Origin of the sequence: Streptomyces sp. NPDC050315 (genome assembly GCF_040655775.1) — a bacterium.
Taxonomy (GTDB): domain Bacteria; phylum Actinomycetota; class Actinomycetes; order Streptomycetales; family Streptomycetaceae; genus Streptomyces.
Window position 1 is genome coordinate 740,944 of record NZ_JBFAKN010000002.1, and the last position, 26,297, is coordinate 767,240.

Sequence of the window (26,297 nt, forward strand, 5' to 3'; positions counted from 1 at the left end):
CCTACCAGGGTGAGGGTCGGGTACACCAGCTAGTGGCTCCGGTCGTACTGCGGGCCGCCGGGGCGGCCGTTGGGACGCCTGTCTGCCGGCGCCCGACGCCGGCAGACAGGCGGGTTCGCGGGGTCAGCGGCTGTCGCTGCCCTTGGACTCCGCCGCCGCGCGGCCCGCCTCCAGGCGCGCCACGGGGATGCGGAACGGCGAGCAGGACACGTAGTCCAGGCCCACCTCGTGGAAGAAGTGCACCGACTCGGGGTCGCCGCCGTGCTCGCCGCAGACGCCGAGCTTGAGGTCGGGGCGGGTGGCCCGGCCGGCCTCGGCGGCGTTGCGTACGAGCGAGCCCACGCCGTCCTTGTCGATCGTCTCGAACGGGCTGACGCCGAAGATGCCCTTCTCCAGGTAGGCGGTGAAGAAAGAGGCCTCGACGTCGTCGCGGGAGAAGCCCCAGACGGTCTGCGTGAGGTCGTTCGTGCCGAAGGAGAAGAAGTCGGCGGACTCGGCGATCTGCCCGGCGGTGAGGGCCGCACGGGGCAGCTCGATCATCGTGCCGAGGGTGAGCCCCAGGTCCACACCGCGGGCGCGCTCGACCTCGGCGATGATCTGCTCGGCCTCCTCGCGGACGATCTCCAGCTCCTGGACGGTGCCGACCAGCGGGATCATGATCTCCGCACGCGGGTCGCCGTTGGCGGCCCGGCGCTCGGCCGCGGCCTCCGCGATCGCCCGTACCTGCATGGCGAACAGGCCGGGGATGACCAGGCCGAGGCGGACACCGCGCAGACCCAGCATCGGGTTCTGCTCGTGCAGCCGGTGCACGGCCTGGAGGAGGCGCAGGTCGTTCTCGTTGGAGTCCTTGCGGGACTCGGCGAGCGCGACGCGCACCGACAGCTCGGTGATGTCGGGCAGGAACTCGTGCAGCGGCGGGTCGAGGAGACGCACCGTGACGGGCAGCCCGTCCATCGACTCGAAGAGCTCGACGAAGTCGCCCTTCTGCAGCGGCAGCAGCTCCGACAGGGCCGCCTCGCGCTCCTCACCGGTGTCGGCGAGGATCAGCCGCTCGACCATCTCGCGCCGCTCACCGAGGAACATGTGCTCGGTGCGGCACAGGCCGATGCCCTGCGCGCCGAAGCGACGGGCGCGCGCCGCGTCCTCGGCGTTGTCGGCGTTGGCGCGTACCCGCAGCCGGCGCACCCGGTCCGCGTACGCCATGACCCGGTGCACGGCCTTGACCAGCTCATCGGCGTCATCGGCACCGGCGTGCATCCGGCCCTCGAAGTACTCCACGACCGGGGACGGCACGACGGGTACCTCACCGAGGTACACCTTGCCGGTCGAGCCGTCGATGGAGACGACGTCGCCCTCCTCGATGACCACGCCGCCGGGCGCGGTCAGGCAGCGCCGCTTGGTGTCGACCTCCAGCTCCTCGGCGCCGCAGACACAGGTCTTGCCCATGCCGCGGGCGACGACGGCGGCGTGCGAGGTCTTGCCGCCGCGCGAGGTGAGGATGCCCTCGGCGGCGATCATGCCGTTGAGGTCGTCGGGGTTGGTCTCGCGGCGGATGAGGATGACCTTCTCGCCCGAACGCGACCACTTCACGGCGGTGTACGAGTCGAAGACGGCCTTGCCGACGGCCGCGCCCGGCGAGGCGGCGATGCCCCGGCCCAGCAGCTCGGTCTTCGCCTTCTCGTCGAAGCGGGGGAACATCAGCTGCGCGAGCTGCGCGCCGTTGACCCGCTGCAGCGCCTCGGCCTCGTCGATCAGGCCCTGGTCGACGAGCTGCGTGGCGATACGGAAGGCCGCACCCGCGGTCCGCTTGCCGACGCGGGTCTGCAGCATCCACAGCTTGCCGCGCTCGATGGTGAACTCGATGTCGCACAGGTCCTTGTAGTGCGTTTCGAGCGTCTCCATGATCTGCATCAGCTCGTCGTACGACTTCTTGTCGAGCTGCTCCAGCTCCGCGAGCGGAACGGTGTTGCGGATACCGGCGACGACGTCCTCGCCCTGCGCGTTCTGCAGGTAGTCGCCGTACACGCCCTGGTGGCCGCTGGCCGGGTCGCGGGTGAAGGCGACGCCGGTACCGGAGTCCGGGCCGAGGTTGCCGAAGACCATCGAGCAGACGTTGACGGCCGTGCCCAGGTCGCCCGGGATGCGCTCCTGGCGCCGGTACAGCTTGGCCCGGTCGGTGTTCCACGAGTCGAAGACCGCGCGCACCGCGAGGTCCATCTGCTCGCGCGGGTCCTGCGGGAAGTCGCGCTCCGTCTCCTTGGCGACGATCTCCTTGAACTGCCCGACCAGCTTCTTCATGTCGGCCGCGTCCAGCTCGACATCGACCTTGACGCCCTTGGCCTTCTTGGCCTCGTCCAGCGCCTCTTCGAAGAGGTCACCGTCCACGCCGAGCACGGTCTTGCCGAACATCTGGATGAGGCGGCGGTACGAGTCCCACGCGAAGCGCTCGGAACCAGCCTGCTGCGCGAGGCCGTTCACCGACTCGTCCGAGAGGCCGATGTTCAGCACGGTGTCCATCATGCCGGGCATCGAGAACTTCGCCCCGGAACGGACCGATACGAGCAGCGGGTTGTCCGCCTGCCCGAGCTTCTTGCCCATCTGACGCTCCAGCGCGTCCAGGTGGGCGGTGACCTCGGCACGCAGTGCCGCTGGCTCCGCGCCCTTCTCCAGGTACTCCTTGCACGCCTCGGTGGTGATGGTGAAACCGGGCGGGACGGGAAGTCCCAGATTGGTCATCTCGGCGAGGTTCGCACCTTTCCCGCCGAGCAGATCCTTCAGGTCCTTGTTGCCCTCGGTGAAGTCGTAGACGAACTTCACCGCGCCGGCGGACGGGGATACGTGGGGATCTTGTGTTTCCGACACGGGACTGACTCCTCGCGGACGGGCTGCCCTGACGGCGAGGAACATACCCAGATCGAAGGCGCCTGGGTACGTCCACTCGGTCGACATGCGCCCGTAACCCGGCGTCAGCCAACAGATCGAAAGTCGGCTGTCCTGGCACTGTGCATTCACCTTTTGAAGCAATGACTCCGGAGTGTGCGAGCGATCACGGCTTGATCCGCACGGAGCGCGACAGTTTTCTTGATCAGTTGAACTCAAGACCGATGGCACCCAGTGCCAGCCTTGGAGACATAGAACCCCGATGAAACGCTCATCTGAGCGCGACCCCTATCAGGGGTGGCGAGAATCACGCGTTCCGAGGCCCGCCGATCCCACGATTCGGACCCGTCGACGGACACGTAACGCCGCCGTCATCCCGCCACCGCCACCCGCTCCAGGAAGGCGTCCACGAGCGCGTACGCCCGCTCCCGCGCCTCGGGAAGCACCGCCCGCACCTCCTTGACCAGCGCGTCGGGATCGGCGCCGAGCGCCTCCGCGACACCCGTGTCATCGCCGTCGAACCAGGCCCGCAGCACCTCCGGCGTCAGCTCCGGATGGAACTGCACCCCCAGCGCCCGCCCGCAGACGAACGCCTGCGACGCGACCTCATTGCGCGCGAGCTCACGGAGCGGCAGGCCGGCGCCGCCCGCGTCCGATACGGCCTCCGGGAGCAGCCATCGGTCCCCGTGGAACTGGAACCACGGCCCCGGCCCGACCAGCCCCGGCTCGTCCGCCTCGACCTCCGTCCAGCCGAGCTCGAAGCGCGGGGAGCGCTCAATCGATCCCCCCAGCGAGGCGGCCAGCAGCTGCCCGCCGAAGCAGATGCCGAGTACCGGTATGCCCAGCCGCCGCGCCTCCCGCAGCAGGTCGAGCTCGTCCCGTATCCACGCGTTCATGCGGTACACCGACCAGGGCGCGCCGAGCGACAGGATCAGGTCATATTCGGCGGCCGCCGGAAATCGGGGCTCGACGTCCGGAGTCGCGTACCGCTCGGCGGGGACCACGAGCAGTTCGTCGAGCGCATATCCGCGCTGCGTCAGCCGGTCGCCGACGTGGCCGGAGGTGGAGAGATGGTCGTGGGCGATGACCAGGGCGCGCTGTGTCACGGGGACCTCGTTCGTTGCGTAATTCGATGCGGCGGACTCTTGTATCGTTTGACATCAAACAATAACGTCGGACGGCATCGGAGAGCTCCCATGCCCACTCTGGAGGCCGCATGACGTCCCCTGGTACGCCGTCCCCCCGCATGCTGCTCGTCCTCAGCGAGAACTGGACGATGACCGGCGGCCGCTGCGACCTCGAAGCGCTGGTCCGCTGGGCCCGCGAGGCGGAGGACGCGGGCTTTGACTCGGTCATGCTGAGCGAGCACCTCGTGCTCGGCCCCGACTCCGGCGCGCAGGGCGTCATGCCCAACCCGCGCGAGTACGCGCTCCCGGGCAACCAGGACCCGCACACCCCCTGGCCCAACTCGGTCGTCCTGCTCAGCGCCATCGCCGCGGTCACCGAGCGGCTGCGGCTGGTCGCCGGCGCGATCCTGGCGCCGCTGCGCCACCCGCTCGTACTCGCCAAGGAGCTGGCCACCCTGGACCTGCTCAGCAAGGGGCGGCTGGTCGTCCTGCCGACGGTGAGCTGGAGCCGGGACGAGTACGCGGCGCTGGACGTCCCCTTCGGGAAGCGGGGCAAGCTGCTGGACGAGCATCTGGAGGCGTGGGAAACCCTCTGGCGCCCCTCCCCCGCGACCTTCAAGGGCGAGCACTACGCCTTCTCGGACGTCTACCTGGAGCCCAAGCCGTACCGGCCCGGCGGCCCGGAACTGTGGTTCGGGGGCGGCTCGCTGCACGGCCCGCTGCTGCGCCGTCTGGTCCGTTACGGTCACGGCTTCAATCCGCTGGGCCGGCCGGCCCCCGAGGAGCTGGAGAAGCTGCGCGCGGCGATGGCGGAGGCCGGCCGCTCGATGGACGAGCTGGAGATGATCGGCGGTACGCGGGCGGTCTTCCCCGGCCCGGACGCGGTCGCGGACCTGGGCCGCGCGCTGGAGAGCGTGCCGGAGCAGCTGGCGCAGGGCTTCGGCACGTTCTGCATCAAGCCGTCGCAGTTCACCGACGACCCGCAGGACGTCGGCCGCTTCTGCCGCGAGGTGATGCGGCGGGTGGAGCGGCTGACGTCCTGAGGGCGATACGTATTACGTGCACGTCCTGAGGGCGATACGTATACGTGCTGCGGGGCCGTGCAGGTGGTGCGGCGGCTCAGTGGCCGCGGGCGATCCACTCCTCCAGGTGCGGGGCCTCGTCGCCGATGGTGGTGCTGTCACCGTGGCCGGTATACACCTTCGTCTGCGGCGGCAGGCCGAGCAGCCGTTCCTTGATCGACTCAACGATGGTCGGGAAGTCCGAGAACGACCGGCCGGTCGCGCCGGGGCCGCCCGCGAACAGGGTGTCCCCGGTGAACACGGCCTCCAGCGCCGGCGCGTACAGGCACACCGCGCCGGGCGCGTGCCCCGGCGTGTGCAGCACGGTGAGCTCCGTACCGGCGACCGTGAAGACCTGCCCGTCCTCCAGCTCGCCGTCCGGCAGCCGCTCGGGATGGGTCAGCTTCCACAGCGGCCAGTCGTCCGGGTGCAGCAGGACCGGGGAAGCGGCCTTGTCCGCGAGTTCCGGAGCGGCGTCGATGTGGTCGTTGTGCGCGTGCGTGGAGATGATCGCCAGCAGCCGGCGGTCCCCGACGGCCCGCAGGATGGCCTCGGCGTCGTGCGCGGCATCGATGACGACTGCTTCGTTGTCGTCCCCGATGATCCACACGTTGTTGTCGACGTCCCAGGTACCGCCGTCGAGGGAGAACGTCCCGGAGGTGACCAGGTGCTCGATACGTGCCGCCATCACAGCACCACCACCGAGCGAAGAACGTCGCCTTCGTGCATCCGCGCGAACGCCTTCTCCACGTCGCCGATGCCGATCGTCTCGGTCACGAACGCCCCGAGGTCGATCCGGCCCTGCTGGTGCAGGTCGACCAGCATCGGGAAGTCGCGGGAGGGCAGGCAGTCGCCGTACCAGGAGGACTTGAGCGCCCCGCCGCGCCCGAAGACGTCCAGCAGCGGCAGCTCCAGGTTCATCTCCGGGGTCGGGACGCCCACGAGGACCACCGTGCCGGCCAGGTCGCGGGCGTAGAACGCCTGCTTGTACGTCTCGGGGCGGCCGACCGCCTCGATGACGACATCCGCGCCGAAGCCGCCGGTCAGCTCCCGGATCGCCTCGACCGCGTCCGCGGACTTGGAGTTCACCGTGTGCGTGGCGCCGATCGTCTCGGCGGTCGCCAGCTTCCGGTCGTCGATGTCCACCGCGATGATCTTCGCGGCACCCGCCAGCCGGGCTCCCGCGATGGCCGCGTCACCGACGCCACCGCAACCGATCACGGCAACCGAGTCGCCCCGCCCGACGTTCCCGGTGTTGATCGCCGCACCGATACCGGCCATCACGCCGCAGCCCAGCAGCCCCGCCACCGCGGGCGAGACGCTCGGGTCGACCTTGGTGCACTGCCCGGCCGCCACCAGCGTCTTCTCCGCGAACGCGCCGATGCCGAGGGCGGGCGACAGCTCCGTGCCGTCCGTCAGCGTCATCTTCTGCTTGGCGTTGTGCGTGTCGAAGCAGTACTGCGGACGACCCCGCAAACACGCCCGGCACTGTCCGCACACCGCACGCCAGTTGAGGATGACGAAGTCGCCGGGTACTACGTCCGTAACGCCCTCGCCGACCGACTCCACGACACCCGCGGCCTCGTGCCCCAGCAGGAACGGGAACTCGTCGTTGATCCCGCCCTGCTTGTAATGCAGGTCCGTATGGCACACACCGCACGCCTGGATCTGGACCACGGCCTCGCCGGGGCCGGGATCCGGGATCACGATGGTCTCCACCCGTACCGGCTCGTTCTTCCCCGGTGCGATGACTCCGCGTACTTCCTGCGCCATGGGAGCAGCCTTTCGCCACGTCAGATCATGGGACGGGATCTCCTGTCCGGCCCGTCCCCGGGACCACCCTCGCGCTCGCGCGGGTACCGCGTCCAACATCCAGTTCTGATCACATTCATCGCTGACCGTGCTCAATGGACGCCAGCAGTGCCTCGGCCGCGGGTGAGAGCCGGCCGCTGCGGGGCACGGCGATGCCCACGTTCCACACCGTGTCGGCGGCGAGCGGCACCGCGGCGAGCCCGCGCGCCTGGTCCTTGTGCGTGACCGGGCGGGGCACCACCGCCACGCCCATGCCCCGCGCGACCAGGTCGAGGAGCGTGTAGACGTCATTGACCTCCATCGCGACCGTGCGGCGCGTGCCCGCGGCGGCGAACAGCGCGTCGGCCGCCCGCCGGGCGCCCCAGTCGCGGTGCAGGTCCACGAAGACCTCACCGGCGAGCGCCTGGGGGGCGAGCGGCTCGCCACCGTACGGCGCGAGCGGTTCGCCACTGGAGCCGAGCGGACCGGAGCCGAGCGGGCCGGAAGCGAGCGGACTGGCGGCGAGCGGATGGTCCGGGCGGCACAGCAGCATCATCGGCTCGGTCGCCACGGGCCGGATGCGCACACCCTCCTCGTGCCCTTCGTACACGACGAACGCCAGGTCCAGGGCGCCGCGGCGGACCTCCCCCAGCAGGTGCGCCGAGCCGGACTGGACCATGTGGACCTCGACGCCGGGGTGACGGCCGCGCAGGTCGGCCAGGAGCGAGACCGGGTCGACGATGCCCATGCACTGCTCGGTGCCGACGGCGAGGGTGCCGGTGAACAGCCCGCGTACGGCCGCGACCGCCTCCCGCGCCGCCGCGGCACCCGCCAGCGTGCGGCGCGCCTCCACGAGGAAGGCCCGGCCGGCGGCGGTGAGCTGGACGCGGCGGGTGGTGCGGGCGAAGAGATCGGCGCCCAGTTCGCGTTCCAGGGCGCGTACGGAGGCGGACAGGCCGGACTGGGCGATGTGCAGCCGTTCGGCGGCGCGCGTGAAGTGCTGCTCCTCGGAGACCGCGACGAAGTGTTCCAGGTGCCTGAGTTCCACGATTAAGCACTGTAGATGCTGGGACCTCAGAGCGGAACGGGTTGCGCATGGCGCAGCGTACGGCACTCTTGGCGCAGCGTACGACACTCGGCGCCCCACCGAAATCCCCTCGCCCGCCCTCTTGCGCCGCCCCCACACCTCCACTTTAAGTTTGACCCCAAACGATTATGGAAGGGGCTCCCGTGGCATTGGCATCCACGCCCAGACCCGCCGATCTCGTCCTGCTCAACGGCCAGGTCCTCACCCTCGACGCCGCGTTCCGTACGGCCGAGGCGGTCGCCGTGCGCGACGGCGTCATCGTCGCCACCGGGACCACCGCCGAACTGCGCCCGCTCATCGGCCCGCGCACGGAGATCGTCGACCTCGCCGGCGGCACCGTCCTCCCCGGCATCAACGACTCGCACCTCCACGGCTGCGCGTTCGGCGCCACCCGCCCGCCGCTCGCCGTCGACGTCTCGGCCCCGGCCGTCTCCTCGATCGCGGACATCCGCGCTGCCGTACGCGCCCAGGCGGACCGGCAGCCGCCCGGCACCTGGATCTTCGGCAACGGCTGGGACATCGGCTATCTCGACGAGTGCCGCAAGGACGGCGCCCGCACGCCCACCCGCTGGGACCTGGACGAGGTCTCCCCCGACCACCCGGTCCTCCTGTACGAGTTCTCCGGGCACACCGCCTGGCTCAACTCCCGCGCCCTGGAGGCGGCGGGCATCACGCCGGACACCCCGGTACCCCCCGGCGGTGTCATCGAGCGCCGCGCCGACGGCGCCGTGACCGGCATCCTCCGCGAGAGCGCCCAGGAGCTGGTCAACACCGTCATCCCGCCCATGACGGAGGCGGCCCGCGAAGCCGCGATCCGGGCCGCGATCGACGTCTGCCACGCCGAGGGCATCACCAGCTTCACCGAGCCGGGGCTCGGGCCCGGCGGCAAGAGCCTCTTCCTCGGCTCCGCCGACACCGCCACGCTGAAGGTGTACGCACGGATGGCACGCGAGGGCGAACTCCGCGCCCGCGTCAGCGTCCTGCTCCTCCCCCTCGAAATGGGCGGCGCGGCCGCCGACCTCCCCGACCGCCTGACCGCCCTCGAAGGCCTCTGCGACGGCGCCGACCCCCGCCTCCTCTCCGTCCTCGGCGTCAAGCTCTTCGCCGACGGGGTACCGCCCAGCCGTACGGCGTGGATGTCCGAGGAGTACGCGAACGGCGGCGGCCGCGGCAGCCTCTGCCTGCACGGCCACACCGACACCCAACGCGTCGAGGAACTCTCGGCCATCGTCCGGCAGGCCCACGCACGGGGCCACCAACTCGGCGTCCACATCACCGGCGACGCGGGCATCGACGCCGTCGTGGACGCCTTCGTGTCCGCCCAGCTCGACCACCCGCGCCCGGACGCCCGCCACTACATCATCCACGGCGACTTCGCGTCCCCCCGCGCCCTGGCCACTCTGGCCGAGCACGGCTGGGGCGCGAACATGAACCCCGGCGTCAAGGACGCCATAGCCGACCTGATGGACGACGTCGTCGGCCCCGAACGCTCGGCGTACCAATGGCCCGTACGCAGCGCGGTGGACGCGGGCATACCGGTCACCGCCAGCTCCGACGCCCCCATCACCTACCCGAACTGGCGCGCCGGCGTCTCCTCCATGCTCCTCCGCCGCTCCAAGGCCACCGGCCGCCCCAGCGGCCCCGACCAGTGCGTAGACCTCCGCACGGCCCTCCGCGCCTACACCACCCACCCCGCCCACCAGGACTTCGCCGAATCCTGGAAGGGCTCCCTGACCCCCGGCAAAGCCGCCGACCTGTGCGTCCTCGGCGGCAACCTCCTCGACACACCTCCGGAGGACATCCCCTCTCTCCCGATCAGCATGACCGTCTTCAACGGCGAAATCGTCCACGACATCCGCTGACCGGGGCGCGGGCGGGGACCCGGTCAGTGGGGACCCGGTCAGTCCGGCGTGAACTCGTAACGCAGCTCGTACAGATGCCCGGCCTTGACCATGACGGTGACCTCGATCGGGAGGTCACCGTCGCTGTACACAGTGCGGAGCGTACGGAGGACCGGCAGACTGCCGGGCAACTGCAGGAGTGCGTACTGCTCCTGCGTCGGCACCCGCGCGGAGACGTTGTCCACGCTGAGGCGCGGCGGATGCCCCTCATGGGCAAGGAGGGCGGGCGTACCGCCCTTGATCTTGTGGCGCTCCATGAGGGCCGTGCCCCGCGCGAGCACGAGCGGGTAGTACGAGGCGACCAGTTCAACGGGTTCGTCGTCCACCGTGAGCAGCTGACGACGCAGGAGCGCGCGGTCGTTCGCGGCGATGTTGAGGGCGGCGCGAACGTCGGCCGGCGGCACGGCCTCCGAGACGTCGAGCAGCTCGCTCCGCGCCCGTACCCCTGGCTTCGGCGCCGCGGCCACCCAGGGGTACGGCTCGCCGGGCGCCGCCGGTGCCATGTAAGCGGAAGGTCGTACGGTGTGCTGCCGATGCGCACGCACGGAGACGGCCGCACCGGCCCGGCCGACGACCAGCCCCTCGTCCTTCAGCAGCCCGACGGCCTTCTGCACGGTGGCATTCGAGGCGCCGAATCGCTCCTTGAGCTGCGCTGTCGAGGGGAGGCGGGCGCCCGGCGCCAGATCACCGCTCATGATCTCGTCCCGCAGATCGGCGGCGATGCGTTCGTGGAGCGAGCGATGGTCCGCACTTTCCTGTCGCTTGCCTGGCACGGTCATCCGAGTCCGATCTCGTATCGCAGCCGAGCGCTTCGCGCGCGCATCACCATGACATCGGCCTGGATCGGACGGTCGGCAGCATCCACCGTCAGCCTGACGAGCTGCAGTACGGGCTCGTCGGGCGGCAGTTGCAGTGCCCCGCGCTCTTCCGAGGCCGGCATCCGGGCCAGGACGTCCTCACGGACCCGGGCGCCGGTGTGCCCGAGTTCGGCGAGCAGCTTGACCGCACCCCCACGGATCTTCGCGGTACCGGCGAGTCCGGTGCCCCGGGCGATCTCGGCCGGGTAGTAGGTGTCGGTCAACTCGCACGGTACGTCGTCGAGATACATCATGCGACGGCGCACGACGACCGGGGTCCCGATGGGCACTCCGAACACCTCCGCAACCTCGGACGGTGCAGGTACCTCCCCCGCGTGGACGATGCGTTGCGTACCCCGGCCTCCCTTGGCCGCCGCCTCGGCATCCCACGCTTCCGCCGCACCCTTCACCCCCGGCGCCACGTACGGCATCGATGTACTGACCCAATCGCCGGTGCCCATGGTGCCCTCCCGCGTACTCGACTGGCCTGCCAGTGGCGCTGCTGCACGACTGAACAAGCTTGCTGCTTTACACGGTAAGCGACCAGCCCTTCGGTGAGCTTGCCGCTTTTCGCGAATAGCAGTATGTTCCGCATCGAGCGTACGACCTCCGAGTAGGCGGTGATGCGCCGTGCACCAGTCACGGCAACAGCGATTCCCCCGATCCCGTAACTCCGCCCGAGCGGCGCGCGACTTCGCGGTGAGCACCCTCACGGACTGGAGCGTCACCGACCGCCTGGAGGACATACGCCTGTGCGTGTCAGAACTCGCCACCAACGCGCTACTCCACGGCGTGCCACCCGGTAGGGAGTTCTGCGTGCGCCTCGTCAGCGGCAGCGGCCTCGTACGCATCGAGGTGCGGGACAGCGGCGACGGCCGGGTCGAGGCGCAGCCACCGGACACCGATCCATGCAGCGGCCGAGGGCTGCATTTGACCCAGTCGCTCGCGGATGAGTTCGGGGTGACCGCGCACGTCGTCGGCAAGACGGTGTGGGTGAGCTTCAAGGTGTCGACGGCTTAGCGCAGGCAAGCAGCAGCCCGCGAACTCGCGGACCCTTCCGCGTGGGACTTTACAGATGTTGTTTGATCCCAAACAATGGCGTCGCCACCACCAGACAAGGAGGCCGCGATGGGGCCCACGCTCGACAGCGGGCACGAGGAATGGGTACGTGCCGCGGGGAAGCTCGTACTTCCGGGGCGGCATCGGATCGGGGGGCGGGAGGAGGACGGGGCGGGGGCTGCGTTCCGCGTGGTCTCGCCGCGGGACGGTGCGGCGCTCAGCACCGTCGCCGACGCGGGGGAGAAGGAAGTCGATTTTGCGGTCGGTGCGGCGCGGTGGGCGTTCGACTCCGGGCCCTGGCCGCGGCTCGCCCCGGCGGACCGGGGGCGCGTTCTGTTGCGGATCGCCGAGCTCGTTGAAGAGCACCGCTCTGAGATCGCGGCGGTGATCTCGTTGGAGAACGGTAAGCCGATAGCGGAGTCGTACGGGATTGAACTGCGGGCCGTGGCAGGGACGTTCCGGTGGTACGGGCAGCTTGCGGACAAGATGTGCGATGAAGTGCCGCATACCGATCCTGGCGCGCTGGCGCTCGTTACGCGGGAGCCGGCGGGCGTGGTCGGGGCTGTCGTGCCCTGGAATTTTCCGCTGACGCTCGCGGCCTGGAAGATTGCCCCGGCGCTGGCTGCCGGGTGCACCGTCGTGCTCAAGCCCTCCGAGCTGACCCCGCTCTCCGCGCTCGTGCTGGGGCGGCTGGTCGATCAGGCGCTTGAGGAGGCGGGCGTACCGGGTGGCGTGCTGAACGTCGTCGCGGGCGACGGGCCGACCGCGGGCCGTGCGCTCGGCCTGCACCCGGACGTCGACGTGCTCGCCTTCACCGGCTCCACCGCCGTCGGCCGTCACTACCTGCGGTACGCCGCCGACTCCAATCTCAAGCGGGTCTGGCTGGAGCTGGGCGGCAAGTCGCCCAACATCGTGCTGCCCGACGCGCCGGACCTGGACGCCGCTGCCGCCACCGCCGCCTGGGGGATCTTCTTCAACCAGGGCGAGATGTGCACCGCGCCGTCCCGGCTGCTCGTGCACTCCTCGGTCGCGGAGCGGGTGACGGACGCGGTGGTCGAGCGCGCCGAAGCGCTGCGGGTCGGCGATCCGTTGGATCCGGCGACCGAGATGGGTGCGCTGGCGGGGGCCGCCCGACTGGACGCCGTACGCGGGCACATCGACGCGGCCCGCGCGGCCGGGGCCCGTCTCCGTACCGGTGGCGCACCGCTCGACCCGGCGCCCGTGCCCGGCGGTACTTATCTCCGGCCCACCGTCTTCGACCGGGTCACCCCGGACATGGCGGTGGCCCGTGAGGAGATCTTCGGGCCGGTGCTGTCCGTGCTGACCTTCGACACCGTCGAGGAGGCGGTGGCGCTGGCGAACGACACCGAGTACGGCCTCGCGGCGGGGCTGTGGACCGGCGATCTCAGCACCGCGCACACCGTCTCGCGCGCCCTGCGCGCCGGCACGGTCTGGGTCAACTGCTACGAGGAGGGCGACCTGACCGTCCCCTTCGGCGGTTACAAGCAGTCCGGCAACGGCCGCGACAAGTCCGCGCACGCGCTGGAGAAGTACACCGAACTCAAGACCACCTGGATTCAGTTGTGAACGCCGCACTTCCTCTCGGTACACGGCCGTTGATCGCGCTGCCGCAACGGTTCTCCGCCACCACTTCCGCGCTACGGTACGAGGCCGTGGTCACCGCGCGGGCGCTCGCCGATGCCGTACTGCGGGCCGGTGGTGAGCCGTTCATGATGCATCCCTACGCGCCCGAGGGGCGGGTGGACGAGGCGGAGGTCGCCGACCGGCTGGCGCGCTGCGACGGGGTGCTGCTGCCGGGTGGCGGGGATCTGACGCCGCGGCTGTACGCCGCGGCGGATTCCGCCGTGCACGAGAGCGTGTACGACGTGGACGAGGAGCAGGACGCGTTCGACCTGGCGGTCGCCCGGCACGCGCTGGGGGCCGGGCTGCCCACGCTCGCCGTCTGCCGCGGGCTGCAGGCCGTGAACGTCGCGCTGGGCGGCACGCTGCGGCAGGACATGGGCGGCCCGGACCGGGAACACCGGCACGTCGTGCATCCCGTACGGCTGGAGAGCGGATCGGCCGTGGCTCGCGCGGCCGGTACGGAACGGGTGGACGCGTCCTGCTACCACCACCAGTGCGTGGACCGGCTCGGGGCCGGGCTCACGGTGACCGGCCGGGCCGCCGACGGCACGGTCGAGGCGCTGGAACTGCCGGACGGGAAGGGCTGGTTCGCCGCCGTGCAGTGGCATCCGGAGGACACGGCGGCTAAGGACCCGGCACAGCAGGGGCTGTTCGACGCGCTGGTGCGGCAGTCGAGTTGTCCACAGCGAGTTATCCACAGGCCGAGCGAGGGTGAGACACCATGCCCTAATCTCGAAACGTAGTCACGCAGAGTCGTTACGGGGCCGCTGCAGGGCCCTTTCGATACACACCGAAGTGACTACTCCGGGGGGAGGGGGGAGGGCCCCGCAGGGGTTGTGTGCGGGGCCCTCCCCGCGCCCCCGCGCCCCTCACCGCGCCCCCTACCCCCGCGCCCGCCGCCCGCTCCGCCGCGGCCGCGGGTCCGCCCCGCCCAGCAGATCCAACCGCCGCTGTTCGCCGTCCGTTTCGACGCGGATGACGATGCGGCGGAGGAGGTCGGCCAGTTGGCGGGCCTCGGTGTCGGTGAGGTCGTCGGTGACGAAGGCCTCCTCGGCGTTGAACTGCGGGAAGACCTCCGCCATCAGCTCCTCGCCCGCCGGGGTGAGGGAGAGCAGTGCGAGCCGGCCGTCGGTCGGGTGGCCACTGCGTTCCATGAGGCCGCGGCTCTGGAGGGTGCGGGCGACGCCGGTGAGGGTGCCCTTGGAGATGCCGGCCTCCTCGGCGACCCGCCGGGTCTCCATCTCGCCCCAGATCCACACCACCCACAGCACCACGAACGAGGTCCAGGTCAGCTCGGCGCCGCGCAGCACCGAGTTCTCGAAGTGCTGCCGGACCGCGGCCGCGGCTCGGTAGATGTTGCCCACCGCGGCCATCTGCGCGTGCCGGATGGGCGTCTCGCCGAGCTTGGCCTGTACCGCCTTCTCCGTGTCCCCGATGGAACGGTGGCCGGTCACCACAGCTTCTCCCGCATCTCCCCACACCTTCCTGCGAACCCGCCCGGACCCTTGCCGGGTGTCGTTTGTGGTCGTACGATCGCCCGCAGCTGAACCCGTACGGGCTCAAACGATATCGCGGGCTCCCCCATACTGCGGCCTCCCCGCCCGCCCGTACGCCCGCGCCGCGCGCTCGTGCCCCATCATCCCCGCCCCAGGAGCCTGGCATGGCCATCGACCCACGCGCTCCCGCCGCCCGCCCGTCGGGCGCGGCACCACCCGCCACCCCCGCGCCCCGCATCGGCGTCCCCGGCATCGTCTTCTTCATCATCGCCGCCTCGGCGCCGCTCACCGTCGCGGCCGGCGGCATCCCGCAGTCCCTCGGCGTCACCGGCGTCCTCGGCATCCCGCTGCTCTACCTGCTGATCGCGGCCCTGCTGGCGGTCTTCAGCGTGGGCTACGCGGCGATGAGCCGGCACATCACCGGCGCCGGCGCCTTCTACGCGTACGCAGCGCACGGCATCGGCCGCACCGCGGGCGTCGCCGCCGCCTTCGTCGCGCTGGTCTCCTACAACGCCATGCAGGTCGGCATCGCCGGGCTCTTCGGCGCCACCACCGCCGACTTCCTGAAGGCCCGCACCGGTCTGGACGTGCCGTGGTGGGCGCTCGTACTGGCCGCTGCGGCGCTGGTCGGGGCGCTCGGCTACCGGCGGATCGATGTGGGCGTGAAGGTACTCGCCGTACTGATTGTCATCGAGTCGGGGACCGTACTGGTCTTTGACATCGCGCAGTTCGGGCACGCCCCGCAGGGCGTCTCGCTCGCCCCGCTCACCTGGCACGCGGCCACCGACGGCGCGCTCGGCGTCGCCCTGTGCTGCATCTTCGCCGCCTTCATGGGCTTCGAGTCGGCGGCGCTGTACGGCGAGGAGTGCAAGGATCCGCGGCGCACGATCGGCCGCGCGACCTACACCGCGGTCGCGCTCATCGGCGTCTTCTACGCCGTCACGGCCTGGGCGATGATCAGCGGCGCCGGGGACGGACGCGCGGTGCGCTACGCCGCCGCGCACGGCCCGGAAATGATGTTCGCGCTCGGCGCGGACAGCCTCGGCCCGCTCTTCTCCGACCTGGCCCAACTCTTCCTGATCACCTCCCTGGTCGCCGCGCTGCTCTCCTTCCACAACGCGGTGGCCCGGTACGTGCGTTCCCTCGGCCGCGAAGGTGTACTGCCGCGCGGCCTGGGCGCGCTGCACCCCCGGTACGGCTCCCCGGCGCGCGGCTCGCTCGCGCAGACCGCGGTGACCGTGGCCGTGACCGCCCTCTTCGCACTCGCCGGGCGCGACCCGGTGGACGACGTCTTCACCTGGCTCACCAACCTCGGCGCGCTGGGCGTCATCCTGCTGCTGCTCGTCACGTCGGTGGCGGTGATCGGTTACTTCGCGCGGCGGGGCGGGAGTCGTACGGACGAGGGGGTCTGGCAGCGGCTGATCGCGCCCGCGCTCTCGGCCGTCGCGCTCGCCGTGATCTTCTACCTCGCGCTCACCACCTTCAGCGTCCAGCTCGGCGTCGGCCCCGGCAATCCGCTGCGCTGGATCCTGCCCTGCCTGGTCCTGGTGGCTGCCGTGCTGGGCATCGCCTGGGCCCGTTACCTGCGCGCCGCGCGCCCCACCGCGTACGCCGCGATCGGCACCTGCGCCACGGACGACACCCCCTGATCACCGCCCCGCATCTCCCCTTCGAGGAGCCGCCATGCCCGACACGCCCCGGAAGCCCGTCTCCCGCCGCCACCTCCTCGCCGCCACCGGCGCCGCCACGCTCGCCGGCGGAACCGCGGCGCTGGGAGCGTCGGCTCCCGCGTCCGCCGCGTCCGCCGCGCCCCGCGTCCGCCCGCTCGACGGCCCCCGCCTGATCCTGCTCGGTACGGCAGCGGGCCCGCCCCCGGAGAGAGCGCGGCGCGGCATCGCCAGCGCGCTCGTGGTGGACGGTCGAACGTATGTAATCGACTGCGGACGGTCGGCCGTGACCCAGTACCAACTGGCGGGCCTGAAGTTCGCCGACCTGAAGTCGATCTTCCTGACCCATCTGCACGCCGACCACATCGCCGACTACTACAACTTCTTCCTGCTCGGCGCGCAGCTCTCCAACGACGAGAACGACCTGATCACCAAGCCGGTGGACGTGTACGGGCCGGGCCCGGCCGGTGCGCTGCCGCCCGCCTTCGACAACGACGACCCGCCGGTCGTCGCGCCGCACCACCCCACCCCGGGCCTGAAGCGGCTGACGGAGAAGCAGATCGAGGCGTTCGCGTACAGCACCAACGTCTTCATCCGGGACTCCGACATCGCCGACCCCCGCACCCTGATCCGTACGCATGAAATCGAGCTGCCGGAGGGGACGGGCGCGCACCCGCTCGGCCCGACCGCGCCGCCCATGGAGCCGTTCGAGGTGATGGACGACGGGACGGTCCGGGTGACGGCGATCCTGGTGGACCACGGGCCGGTGTTCCCGTCGTACGCCTTCCGGTTCGACACCGCGTACGGGTCGGTGGTCTTCTCCGGCGACACGGTCAAGCACGAGAACGTCGTACGGATCTCCCGGGGCGCCGAGCTCCTCGTGCACGAGGTGATGGACGCGGAGTTCTATCGGCAGGCCGGGCTGCCGCCCGCCTATCTGGACCACATGCTCCAGTCGCACACCGACGTCACCGAGGTCGGCCCGGTCGCCGAGGCCGCGGGCGTCGACACGCTCGTACTGAGCCACATCTGCCCGGCGGACCCGAGGGCCGTCTCCCCGGCGGAGTGGCGCCGCCGCGCGGGCGAGGGCTTCTCGGGCCGGGTCATCGCGGGCGAGGACCTCCAGCAGATACCGCTGCGGAGGAAGTAGCCGGCAGGACCCCGAGCCGGTCAGCCGCCCGACGTGTCCAGCTCCGCGTCCGCGCTGACGCCCGCGCAGTCGTACGGGTCGTCCAGCCAGCCGTCCGGGAGGACGACCTTGTTGCGGCCCGAGGTGCGGCCGCGCGGGCCGTCGGCGCCGGCCGGCCAGGGCTGGTCGAGGTCCAGCTCGGCGAGGTGGTCGGCGAGCTCGGCGAGAGAGGAGGAGACGGCGAGCTTGCGGCGCATCTCCGAGCCGACGGCGAAGCCCTTGGTGTACCAGGCGACGTGCTTGCGGAAGTCGATCACGCCGCGCGCCTCGTCGCCCAGCCACTCGCCGAGCAGCGTCGCGTGCCGGACCATGACCTCGGCGACCTCCTTCATGGTCGGCCGGGCGTAGTCCTCGGGCCGGTCCTCGAAGGCGGCGACCAGGTCGCCGAAGAGCCAGGGGCGGCCGAGGCAGCCGCGGCCGACGACCACGCCGTCGCAGCCGGTCTCGCGCATCATCCGGACCGCGTCGTCGGCGGACCAGATGTCGCCGTTGCCGAGCACGGGGATGTCGCTGACGGCGCCGACGTGCTCCTTCAGGCGCGCGATGGCGTCCCAGTCGGCGGTGCCGCCGTAGTGCTGGGCGGCGGTGCGGCCGTGCAGGGCCATCGCCGTGACACCCTCCTCGACGGCGATCCGCCCGGCGTCGAGGTACGTGATGTGGTCGTCGTCGATGCCCTTGCGCATCTTGATCGTGACGGGCAGCGAGCCGGCGTTGCCGACCGCCTCGCGCAGGATCGAGCGCAGCAGGTTGCGCTTGTACGGGAGGGCCGAGCCGCCGCCCTTGCGGGTCACCTTCGGGACCGGGCAGCCGAAGTTCAGGTCGATGTGGTCGGCGAGGTCCTCTTCCGCGATCATGCGGACGGCCTTGCCGACGGTGTCCGGGTCGACGCCGTACAGCTGGATCGAGCGCGGCTTCTCGGTCGCGTCGAAGTGGATCAGCTGCATGGTCTTCTCGTTGCGCTCGACCAGCGCCCGCGTGGTGATCATCTCGCTGACGAAGAGACCCTTGCCGCCCGAGAACTCCCGGCACAGGGTCCGGAAGGGCGCATTGGTGATCCCGGCCATCGGTGCGAGGACCACCGGGGGCTGCACGCTGTGCGGGCCGATCTGCAGCGAGGACATCTGAAGCGGGTTCCTTCGACGGGTACGGATTCGACTTACGGGAAACGTACGGGACGGGTGCGGCCTCCCATTGTCCCGCACTCGACGGGACACCCGGACCGGGACCGGTCGGCCCTCCACCGCAGGCCCACCCACAGGAAGTCGTTGTAGCGTTCAAGTATGCCCGAGCTCACCCACCGGCGGCGCATGCTGGTGCTGGCGATCTGCTGCATGAGCTTGCTGATCGTCAGCCTGGACAACACTGTCCTCAACGTCGCCCTGCCGTCCCTCCGCCGCGATCTGCACGCCTCCGTATCCGGTATGCAGTGGACCATCGACGCCTACACCCTCGTCCTGGCGTCGCTGCTGATGCTGGCCGGGTCCACGGCGGACCGGCTCGGCCGCCGCCGGGTCTTCCAGACCGGTCTGGTCGTCTTCACCCTCGGCTCGCTGCTCTGCAGCCTCGCGCCGAGCCTGCCGTGGCTGGTGGCGTTCCGGATGGTGCAGGCGGTGGGCGGCTCGATGCTCAACCCCGTCGCGATGTCGATCATCACCAACACCTTCACCGAGCCGCGCGAACGGGCCCGCGCGATCGGCGTCTGGGGCGGCGTGGTCGGCCTGAGCATGGCCGCGGGGCCGGTGGTCGGCGGGCTGCTCGTGGAGGCCGTCGACTGGCGGGCGATCTTCTGGATCAACGTACCCATCGGGCTGCTCGCGCTCTTCCTGACCATCCGCTACGTCCCGCACTCCCGCGCGCCCCACCCGCGCCGCCCCGACCCCGTGGGCCAGCTGCTGGTCGTCCTGCTGCTCGGCTCGCTGACGTACGCGATCATCGAGGCGCCCGAGGCGGGCTGGACCTCGCCGCTGATCATGGGCTGCGTCGCCCTCGCCGTACTGTCCCTCGCCGGACTCATCGGTTACGAGCGGCGGCGCACCGAGCCGCTGATCGAGCTGCGCTTCTTCCGCAGCGCGCCCTTCAGCGGCGCGACGGTCATCGCCGTGAGCGCGTTCGCCGCGCTCGGCGGCTTCCTCTTCGTCAACACGCTCTACCTCCAGGACATCCGCGGCCTCTCGGCGCTCGGAGCGGGCCTGTACATGCTGCCGATGGCGGCCATGACGCTGGTCTTCGCGCCGCTGTCCGGGCGGCTGGTCGGCGCCCGCGGGCCACGGCTGCCGCTGCTGCTCGCCGGTACCGGCATGGTGCTCAGCGGCGTCCTCTTCGCGGGCTTCGAGGCGGAGACCAGTACGCCGCTGCTCTTCACCGGTTACGTGCTCTTCGGTATCGGCTTCGGCCTGGTCAACGCGCCGATCACCAACACCGCGGTGTCCGGGATGCCGCGCGCGCAGGCCGGGGTCGCCGCCGCGGTGGCCTCCACCAGCCGCCAGGTGGGCCAGTCGCTGGGCGTGGCCGTGATCGGCGCGGTGCTGGCGAGCGGCGCGGGCGCCGCCGCGACCGACGACCGGTTCGCCGCCGCCGGCCGCCCCGCCTGGTGGATCATCACCGGCTGCGGCCTGGCCGTCCTCCTCGTCGGCGCCCTCACCAGCGGCCGCTGGGCCCGGGAGACGGCCCGCCGGGCGGCCCATCAACTGGAGACCGCCCCGGCCCCGACGGACGGCCGACCGGCCGCCGGCCACCGGCAGCCCTAGGGAGTTATGGCCCATGGAAGACGGTCTATGAGCGATTCCGCCGCTGGTCGGCGGATGGCACGTGGGACCGCCTCCTGGCCCACGTCCGGCAGCACCCGGACACGATCGGAGGAGTCGACTGGTCCCTGGTCCGTATCGACTCCACGATGGTGCGGGCACACCAGCATGCGGCCGGCGCCGGAAAAGGGGGCTCTGGAACGGTGAGGCACTCGGCCGGCCCCGCGGCGGGCCGACCACGAAGATCCAACTGGCCTGCGACGGCGACGGGCGACCGCCGCCCTTCACTGTGACGGGCGGCAATACCAATGACTGCACCCAGTTCGAGCCCGTCATGGCCCGTATCCGCGCAGTCAGACCGGCCGCGACGGGCACTAGGGGGTGCGGCCGCCGTCGAGCGCGGTGGCGATTTCCCAGCGGGAGGAGCAGCCGAGTTTGCCGAGGATGTGTTCCAGGTGGGCGTCGGCGGTGCGTTTGGAGATGACGAGCCGCTCGGCGATCTCGCGGTTGGACAGTCCCTCCCGCACGAGGGCCGCGACCTCGCGCTCGCGCCGGGTCAGCCCGTCGGCCGGGCGTGGCTCGGCAACGTAGGCCGCCCCCGCCTCCATGCAGTCGGCGTCCGCCACGGCGAGGTCGACGGCCTCCCGTACGGGCAGCTCGGCGCCGCGGCGGCGCAGCCGCTCGAAACGCGTGGTGCCCAGTACCTGGTTGGCCTCGGCCCGCGCGTGCTCGTAGGCTCCGGTCAGGTTCGGCGCCCTGATCAAGCAGCCCGCCAGGTCTTCCCCCAATTCCTCGGCAGCGCCTGCCAGCCAGGCCGTGCGGCCATGCCGCCCCTGGCCGGCGGCGAGCCAGGCCAGGATGGCCAGGCAGGCGATCACCCCGTCCTTGTCGGCCATCCGGTACTTCAGCCCGGCCGCCGCCCGCATGATGGGAGAGGCCGCCGCGAGGTCTTCGCCACGCCAGTACGCGATGCCCTGAGCGACGAACACGTAGCCGCGGAGCCAGCACTCGCCCGGTTGCTCGGCGAGCAGGTCCAGCACCTCGTCGGCGAGTGCCAGCGCCCGGTGGCGATCTCCGCCGATGGAGTGCAGGATGCAGTACTCCGTCAGGGCCATGGTCAGGCCAGGACGGTCACCGAGGCGCTGGTACCGCTCGCGGGACTCCTCGTAAGCGTCGATGGCGGTGGCCACTTCACCCCCGATCAGGTTGATCCATCCCTTGTACTGGGCGGCGCGGGCCAGCAGGCGTTCGTCGCCGAGCCGCTCGGCGACGGCGCGGGACTCCTGGATCGCGGCCAGCGCCGGTCCCGTGTCACCCTGCCGGACGGCGTAATAGCAGAGCAGACTCAGCCCGTCAGCCCGCTCCGCCACCAGCTCCGGTACCTGCTCCAGGCACCGCACCAGCCAGCGGCGTCCCTCGCTGAAATACGCTCCGAAAGCCCAGTAGTGTCCGAGCGTGACCGCGAAGGCCAGTGCCTCCCGTCCGGCCTTCGGCCATCCGCAGGCGCATTCGAGCGCGGCCCGGATGTTGGCACGCTCGCGGTCCACCCTCCGGAACAGCTCGACCTGCTCGCTCGTACACCAGCGGTCCTCCAGGTACTGGGCCAGTGCGCGGTAGTGGTCCAGGTGCCGTTCCCGGCAGCGGGTTTCCTCGCCCCGTTCGGCGAGCCAGTCGGCCCCGTACTCACGGATCGTGTCGAGCAGCCGGTAACGGGGGTCCTCCTGGTCGGAGCCATCGATCCGGATCACCACGGACTTGTCGACCAGACCGATGAGCGTCTCGACCACCTCGTTGACGGGCAGCGCACCGCCCCCGCACACATTCCGTACCGCACCCAGATCGAAGGAGCCGGCGAAGACCGACAGCCGTGCCCACAGCAGCCGTTCGGCCTCCGTACACAGGTCGTGGCTCCAGTCGATGGCCGTGCGGAGCGTCTGGTGGCGGGGCAGGGCGGTGCGCCGGCCGCCCGTCAGCACCCGGAAGCGGTCTTCCAGCAGGGCGACCAGCTGGCCCAGGCTGATCGCGCGCAGCCGTACGGTCGCCAGCTCGATCGCCAGCGGGATCCCGTCCAGGCGACGGCACAGCGCGTCGACCTGGGAGCGGTTGCCGTCGGTGACGGCGAAGCCGGGACAGACCACGGCGGCGCGCTGCGCGAACAGCTCGACGGCCGTGCCGAGGGGGAGCGCCGGTACGGGAAAGGCATGCTCGCCGGGCACGTCCAGCGGCTGCCGGCTGGTGGCGAGCACGGTCACATCGCGCGCCTGGCCGAGCACCACGTCCGCGAACGTCGCGCAGGCGTCGATCAGGTGCTCGCACGTGTCGAGGATGAGCAGCAGTCGCCGGTCCTGGAGATGGCCGATAAGGAGGTCCATCGGCGGTTCGGCCGTCTGGCTCGGCAGACCCAGGAGCGAACACAGAGTGTGCGGCAGCAACTCCGGGTCGCGCAGGGAGGTCAGCTCGGCCAGACGTACGCCGTCGGGAAAGCCCTCCTTGGCAGCGGCCGCAGCACGCAGCGCGATCCGCGTCTTACCGACGCCACCGGGACCGATGAGCGTCACCAGCCGCGCATCATCCAACATCTTCCTTACACAGGCGAGTTCCTCTTCCCGCCCGACGAAACTGGTCACCTCAACGGGGAGTTCACCTCTGCGCCGCCCCAGAACATGTGCCATGCCGCCCGCCTGGTCTCGTGCCATGACCGTTCCACCCGCCGCCGGGCCGTCTCACGGTATGCCGATCACCGTGGCCCGCGCTCACTTAGTTGCCGTCTGTCGATTCCTTGTCTGCTGGTGTCGGTTTTGCTCGGGAAGAGTCGGAGTTCCCACATGAAACTGTCGGCGTTTGAAACGTCGGGTCCTGGCGCGAAGGGGCCTCGATGGCTGGTCGAGGCGTGGATCAGAGCGGTGTCTCGGCGGTGATGGGCAGGAGGTTCGGTAGGTCAGCGTCCAGGCGCCGCTTGCTGAGCCGGCTGACGATCTCCGAGTCGCGGTGGTCGAAGAACAACGAGGCACCGGTCCAGGGCAGCGATGGACGCCATCTGGACGTCGGTCGACTCAAAGTCGAAGACGTCGATGTCCATCCGCCGACCAGCGGCGGAATCGCTCATAGACCGTCTTCCATGGGCCATAACGCTCCGGAAGGTCCCTCCGGGCCGCACCGGTCGACAGCTTCCGCACGGTCCCGTTGACCATCTGCCGCCGGTCACGGACGGGACGCCCCATCCGCGAACGGGGCAGCAACGGCTCTACCACAGCCCATGGCTCATCAGTCAACTCATGACGACGCACCACGACTTACCAACGAGCACACCGACTTTGCGGACACTCCCTAGCCCGCGACGGCCCCCTCCACTGCCTTCGCTTCCTCCGCCGCCACCGCCAGCTCCCACAGCCGTTCCAGCCGCTCCCGCGACGCCTCGTCCTGCGGCGAGTACACCGTTACCCGGATGCCCTCCCGCGCACCGACGTACAGCGGGGTGTTGGCCACCCGCACCAGCCCGACCTCCGGGCTGTCGAAGGTCTTGGTCTTCGCCCGGGCGCAGAGCACCTCGTGCCGGTCCCAGAGCTCCCGGAACTCCGGCGAGGCCTGCTGCAGCCGCTTGAGCAGCGCCTTCCAGGCGGGCTCCGCGATGTGCTCGGCCATCGCGGCACGGAAGCGGGCCGTCATCTGGCCCAGCGTCTTCTCCAGGTCGGGCACGGCGGCCCGCCACTCGGGGTGCGTGAAGGTGAGCCACAGGCAGTTGCGGTCCTGTGGTTCCAGCGCGTCGAGGTCGGTCAGCAGCCGCCCGTACGTGCGGTTGTACGCGAGGATGTCGTACCGCCGGTTCTGCACGCACGCCGGGAACGGCTCCAGCTGCGCCAGCACCTGCCGCAGCTCCGGCGAGACCACCGCGCACTCGCCGCCGGGCGCCGGATCGACCGCGTCGGCGAGCGCGAAGAGGTGCGCGCGCTCGCTGGCGTCGAAGAGCAGCGCCCGCGCGACCGCGTCCAGCACCTGCGCCGAGACATGGATGTCCCGGGCCTGTTCGAGCCAGGTGTACCAAGTGACCCCGACCGCGGCGAGCTGGGCGACCTCCTCGCGGCGCAGCCCGGGGGTGCGCCGCCGCGGGCCGCGCGGCAGGCCGACCCGCTCGGGCGTGATGCGTTCGCGGCGGCTGCGCAGGAACGCGGCCAGCTCGTGCCGGCGGACCTCGGCGGCGTCGCGGGCGGGCGCGGGGAGTTCCGTGACGGTCATGCTTCCAGGGTGGCGCACCGCCGAGCCGGTTGCCAGGTAGTGCCGGTACCAGGATGAGCACACTCTGGTACCCGGCTGGGCGCTGCCGGATCGTCGCGGTGTGAGCACCACGACGACACCTCAATCGACTCCCACGACGACACCGGAGGCGCCGGCTCCGGACGCCGCCCCCGCCGCCCGCCTCACCGCGCTCGGCCTGGCCACCCTCCTCCTGGGCGCCGCGCTGCCCACGACCGACTTCTTCATCGTGAACGTCGCGCTGCCCTCCATCGAACGCGATCTGCGGGCCGGGCCCGCCGTCCTGGAGATGGTCGCGGCCGCCTACGCCATGGCGTACGCCGTACTGCTCGTCCTCGGCGGCCGACTCGGCGACACGTACGGCAGGCGGCGGCTCTTCCTGTGGGGCGCGGCCGCCTTCGGCCTGACCTCGCTGGCCTGCGGCCTGGCGCCGGACGCCTGGACGCTGGTCGCGGCGCGGGCCGCACAGGGCGCGGCGTCCGCGGCGATGCTGCCGCAGGTGCTGGCCACCCTCCACGCGACCACGTCCGGCGAACGGCGCGGCCGGGCGCTCGGCCTGTACGGCGCGATGGGCGGCATCGCCGGGGTGGCCGGGCAGCTGCTCGGCGGGCTGCTGGTCTCCGCCGACCTGCTGGGCACCGGCTGGCGCGCGATCTTCCTGGTGAACGTGCCGGTGGTGGCGGCCGTCCTGCTGCTGGGCCGGTTCACGGTGCCGGACAGCCGGGCGGCGCGGCCGACCCGCAGCGACCGGGCCGGCACCGCGCTCTTCGCGCTCGCCCTGGTCGCGCTGCTGCTGCCACTGACCGAGGGCCGGGCGGCCGGCGGCCCGCTGTGGTCCTGGCTGCTGCTGGCCGCCGCGCCCCTGCTGGCCTGGGCGTTCTACGTGGTCGAGCGGCGGGCCGAGCGCAGCGGCGGGGCCCCGCTGCTGCCGCCGTCCCTGCTGCGCGAGCCTGGTGTGCGGCGCGGGCTGGCGGTCGCCGTGCCGCTGTTCGCCGGGTTCGGCGGCTTCATGTTCGTGATCGCGGTCTCCCTGCAGCAGGGGCTGGGGCTGTCGCCCATGGTGGCGGGCGCGGCGATCGTGCCGATGAGCGTGACGTACCTGCTCACGTCCATATGGGGCCCCCGGCTGGCACCTCGGCTGGGCAGCCGGGTCCTCACGGCCGGCGCGCTGCTCCACGCGGTGGGGCTGGCCCTGCTCGCCGGTACCGTCCTCACCCGCTGGCCGGACCTGGACCCGCTCTCCCTCGCCCCCGCCATGGCCGTCATCGGCGCGGGCCAGGGCTTCCAGCTCCCCACGTACTTCCGGGTCATGCTGGCGTCCGTACCGCCGGAGCGGGCGGGCGCGGGCAGCGGCCTCTCGGTCACGGCCCAGCAGACCTGCCTGGCGCTCGGCGTCGCGGTGATCGGCTCGGTGTACCTGGGCCTGGTCCCGTCGGCCGGCGTACGAAACGCCCTCCTCATCGCGCTCACCGTCCAGTTCGCCGGCCTCCTGGCCATGACGGCCCTGTCCCTGCGCCTGCCGCGCTCCTTGAGCTGAGGAGTC

General features: G+C 71.3%; 20 protein-coding genes and 2 pseudogenes. 10 read left to right on the forward strand and 12 right to left on the reverse strand.

Features of this window, described 5'->3' with window-relative positions:
• Positions 1–123 precede the first annotated feature (123 nt).
• Both ppdK and AB0I82_RS10340 read right to left on the reverse strand, forming a co-directional pair.
• Positions 124–2,817: a pyruvate, phosphate dikinase gene (gene ppdK / locus AB0I82_RS10335; protein WP_363256927.1), complete on the reverse strand. Its 2,694-nt coding sequence runs from the start codon at positions 2,815–2,817 to the stop codon at positions 124–126.
• A gap of 434 nt (positions 2,818–3,251) precedes the next feature.
• Entirely contained in the window at positions 3,252–3,986 is a 735-nt protein-coding gene (locus tag AB0I82_RS10340) for a type 1 glutamine amidotransferase (protein ID WP_363256716.1), read from the reverse strand.
• Between the two features lie 110 nt (positions 3,987–4,096).
• Between AB0I82_RS10340 and AB0I82_RS10345 the strand changes: the two genes are divergently transcribed.
• Positions 4,097–5,050 (forward strand): TIGR03619 family F420-dependent LLM class oxidoreductase, encoded by a 954-nt coding sequence (locus tag AB0I82_RS10345; protein WP_363256717.1) that lies wholly within the window; start codon positions 4,097–4,099, stop codon positions 5,048–5,050.
• Positions 5,051–5,126: 76 nt separating this feature from the next.
• On the opposite strand, the gene AB0I82_RS10350 is transcribed toward AB0I82_RS10345, so the two are convergent.
• The 3 genes from AB0I82_RS10350 to AB0I82_RS10360 form a co-directional block, all read right to left on the reverse strand.
• Positions 5,127–5,756, reverse strand: coding sequence for an MBL fold metallo-hydrolase (locus AB0I82_RS10350; protein WP_363256718.1), 630 nt, complete (start codon positions 5,754–5,756; stop codon positions 5,127–5,129).
• Complete coding sequence (locus AB0I82_RS10355; RefSeq protein ID WP_363256720.1) at positions 5,756–6,841, reverse strand: S-(hydroxymethyl)mycothiol dehydrogenase; 1,086 nt, start codon at positions 6,839–6,841, stop codon at positions 5,756–5,758. The genes AB0I82_RS10350 and AB0I82_RS10355 overlap by 1 nt, the downstream gene beginning before the upstream one ends.
• 115 nt (positions 6,842–6,956) lie before the next feature.
• Positions 6,957–7,907: a LysR substrate-binding domain-containing protein gene (locus AB0I82_RS10360; protein WP_363256721.1), complete on the reverse strand. Its 951-nt coding sequence runs from the start codon at positions 7,905–7,907 to the stop codon at positions 6,957–6,959.
• A 182-nt stretch (positions 7,908–8,089) separates the two neighbouring features.
• Between AB0I82_RS10360 and AB0I82_RS10365 the strand changes: the two genes are divergently transcribed.
• Positions 8,090–9,808, forward strand: coding sequence for an amidohydrolase (locus tag AB0I82_RS10365; protein ID WP_363256723.1), 1,719 nt, complete (start codon positions 8,090–8,092; stop codon positions 9,806–9,808).
• Between the two features lie 38 nt (positions 9,809–9,846).
• On the opposite strand, the gene AB0I82_RS10370 is transcribed toward AB0I82_RS10365, so the two are convergent.
• Positions 9,847–10,626: a GntR family transcriptional regulator gene (locus tag AB0I82_RS10370; protein WP_363256724.1), complete on the reverse strand. Its 780-nt coding sequence runs from the start codon at positions 10,624–10,626 to the stop codon at positions 9,847–9,849.
• A complete protein-coding gene (locus tag AB0I82_RS10375) occupies positions 10,623–11,165 on the reverse strand; it encodes a UTRA domain-containing protein (RefSeq protein ID WP_363256726.1) in 543 nt (180 codons plus the stop codon). The genes AB0I82_RS10370 and AB0I82_RS10375 overlap by 4 nt, the downstream gene beginning before the upstream one ends.
• Before the next feature lie 169 nt (positions 11,166–11,334).
• Here AB0I82_RS10375 and AB0I82_RS10380 point away from each other — a divergent pair, with 169 nt between their 5' ends.
• The 3 genes from AB0I82_RS10380 (at position 11,335) to AB0I82_RS10390 (ending at position 14,150) form a co-directional block, all read left to right on the forward strand.
• Entirely contained in the window at positions 11,335–11,724 is a 390-nt protein-coding gene (locus tag AB0I82_RS10380) for an ATP-binding protein (protein WP_363256727.1), read from the forward strand.
• 108 nt (positions 11,725–11,832) lie between these two features.
• A complete protein-coding gene (locus AB0I82_RS10385) occupies positions 11,833–13,350 on the forward strand; it encodes an aldehyde dehydrogenase (RefSeq protein ID WP_363256728.1) in 1,518 nt (505 codons plus the stop codon).
• Complete coding sequence (locus AB0I82_RS10390; RefSeq protein ID WP_363256729.1) at positions 13,347–14,150, forward strand: gamma-glutamyl-gamma-aminobutyrate hydrolase family protein; 804 nt, start codon at positions 13,347–13,349, stop codon at positions 14,148–14,150. The genes AB0I82_RS10385 and AB0I82_RS10390 overlap by 4 nt, the downstream gene beginning before the upstream one ends.
• Positions 14,151–14,288: 138 nt before the next feature.
• On the opposite strand, the gene AB0I82_RS10395 is transcribed toward AB0I82_RS10390, so the two are convergent.
• Positions 14,289–14,861: a MarR family winged helix-turn-helix transcriptional regulator gene (locus AB0I82_RS10395; protein ID WP_363256730.1), complete on the reverse strand. Its 573-nt coding sequence runs from the start codon at positions 14,859–14,861 to the stop codon at positions 14,289–14,291.
• Positions 14,862–15,067: 206 nt separating this feature from the next.
• Between AB0I82_RS10395 and AB0I82_RS10400 the strand changes: the two genes are divergently transcribed.
• Positions 15,068–16,552 carry an APC family permease gene (locus tag AB0I82_RS10400; RefSeq protein WP_363256731.1) on the forward strand — a complete coding sequence of 495 codons (1,485 nt, stop codon included), beginning with the start codon at positions 15,068–15,070 and terminating at the stop codon, positions 16,550–16,552.
• A gap of 34 nt (positions 16,553–16,586) precedes the next feature.
• Entirely contained in the window at positions 16,587–17,720 is a 1,134-nt protein-coding gene (locus AB0I82_RS10405) for an MBL fold metallo-hydrolase (RefSeq protein ID WP_363256732.1), read from the forward strand.
• A 20-nt stretch (positions 17,721–17,740) separates the two neighbouring features.
• On the opposite strand, the gene dusB is transcribed toward AB0I82_RS10405, so the two are convergent.
• Complete coding sequence (gene dusB / locus AB0I82_RS10410; RefSeq protein ID WP_363256733.1) at positions 17,741–18,880, reverse strand: tRNA dihydrouridine synthase DusB; 1,140 nt, start codon at positions 18,878–18,880, stop codon at positions 17,741–17,743.
• Positions 18,881–19,039: 159 nt separating this feature from the next.
• Here dusB and AB0I82_RS10415 point away from each other — a divergent pair, with 159 nt between their 5' ends.
• Complete coding sequence (locus AB0I82_RS10415) at positions 19,040–20,506, forward strand: MFS transporter (RefSeq protein WP_363256734.1); 1,467 nt, start codon at positions 19,040–19,042, stop codon at positions 20,504–20,506.
• A gap of 5 nt (positions 20,507–20,511) precedes the next feature.
• Positions 20,512–20,852, forward strand: a pseudogene (locus tag AB0I82_RS10420) (IS5 family transposase); the annotation flags it as partial.
• A gap of 25 nt (positions 20,853–20,877) precedes the next feature.
• Here the strand turns inward: AB0I82_RS10420 and AB0I82_RS10425 are convergent.
• The 3 genes and pseudogenes from AB0I82_RS10425 to AB0I82_RS10435 all read right to left on the reverse strand — a co-directional run bounded on the left by AB0I82_RS10425 (position 20,878) and on the right by AB0I82_RS10435 (position 24,736).
• On the reverse strand, positions 20,878–23,082 hold the full coding sequence (locus AB0I82_RS10425; RefSeq protein WP_363256736.1) for a LuxR C-terminal-related transcriptional regulator: 2,205 nt from the start codon (positions 23,080–23,082) through the stop codon (positions 20,878–20,880).
• Positions 23,083–23,577: 495 nt separating this feature from the next.
• A pseudogene (locus AB0I82_RS10430) lies at positions 23,578–23,793 on the reverse strand (transposase); the annotation flags it as partial.
• A gap of 37 nt (positions 23,794–23,830) precedes the next feature.
• The gene (locus tag AB0I82_RS10435; RefSeq protein WP_363256737.1) at positions 23,831–24,736 is read right to left on the reverse strand and encodes a helix-turn-helix transcriptional regulator; all 906 of its coding nucleotides are present in this window, start codon (positions 24,734–24,736) and stop codon (positions 23,831–23,833) included.
• 100 nt (positions 24,737–24,836) lie between these two features.
• Between AB0I82_RS10435 and AB0I82_RS10440 the strand changes: the two genes are divergently transcribed.
• Positions 24,837–26,291, forward strand: coding sequence for an MFS transporter (locus tag AB0I82_RS10440; RefSeq protein ID WP_363256738.1), 1,455 nt, complete (start codon positions 24,837–24,839; stop codon positions 26,289–26,291).
• Positions 26,292–26,297: the final 6 nt, after the last annotated feature.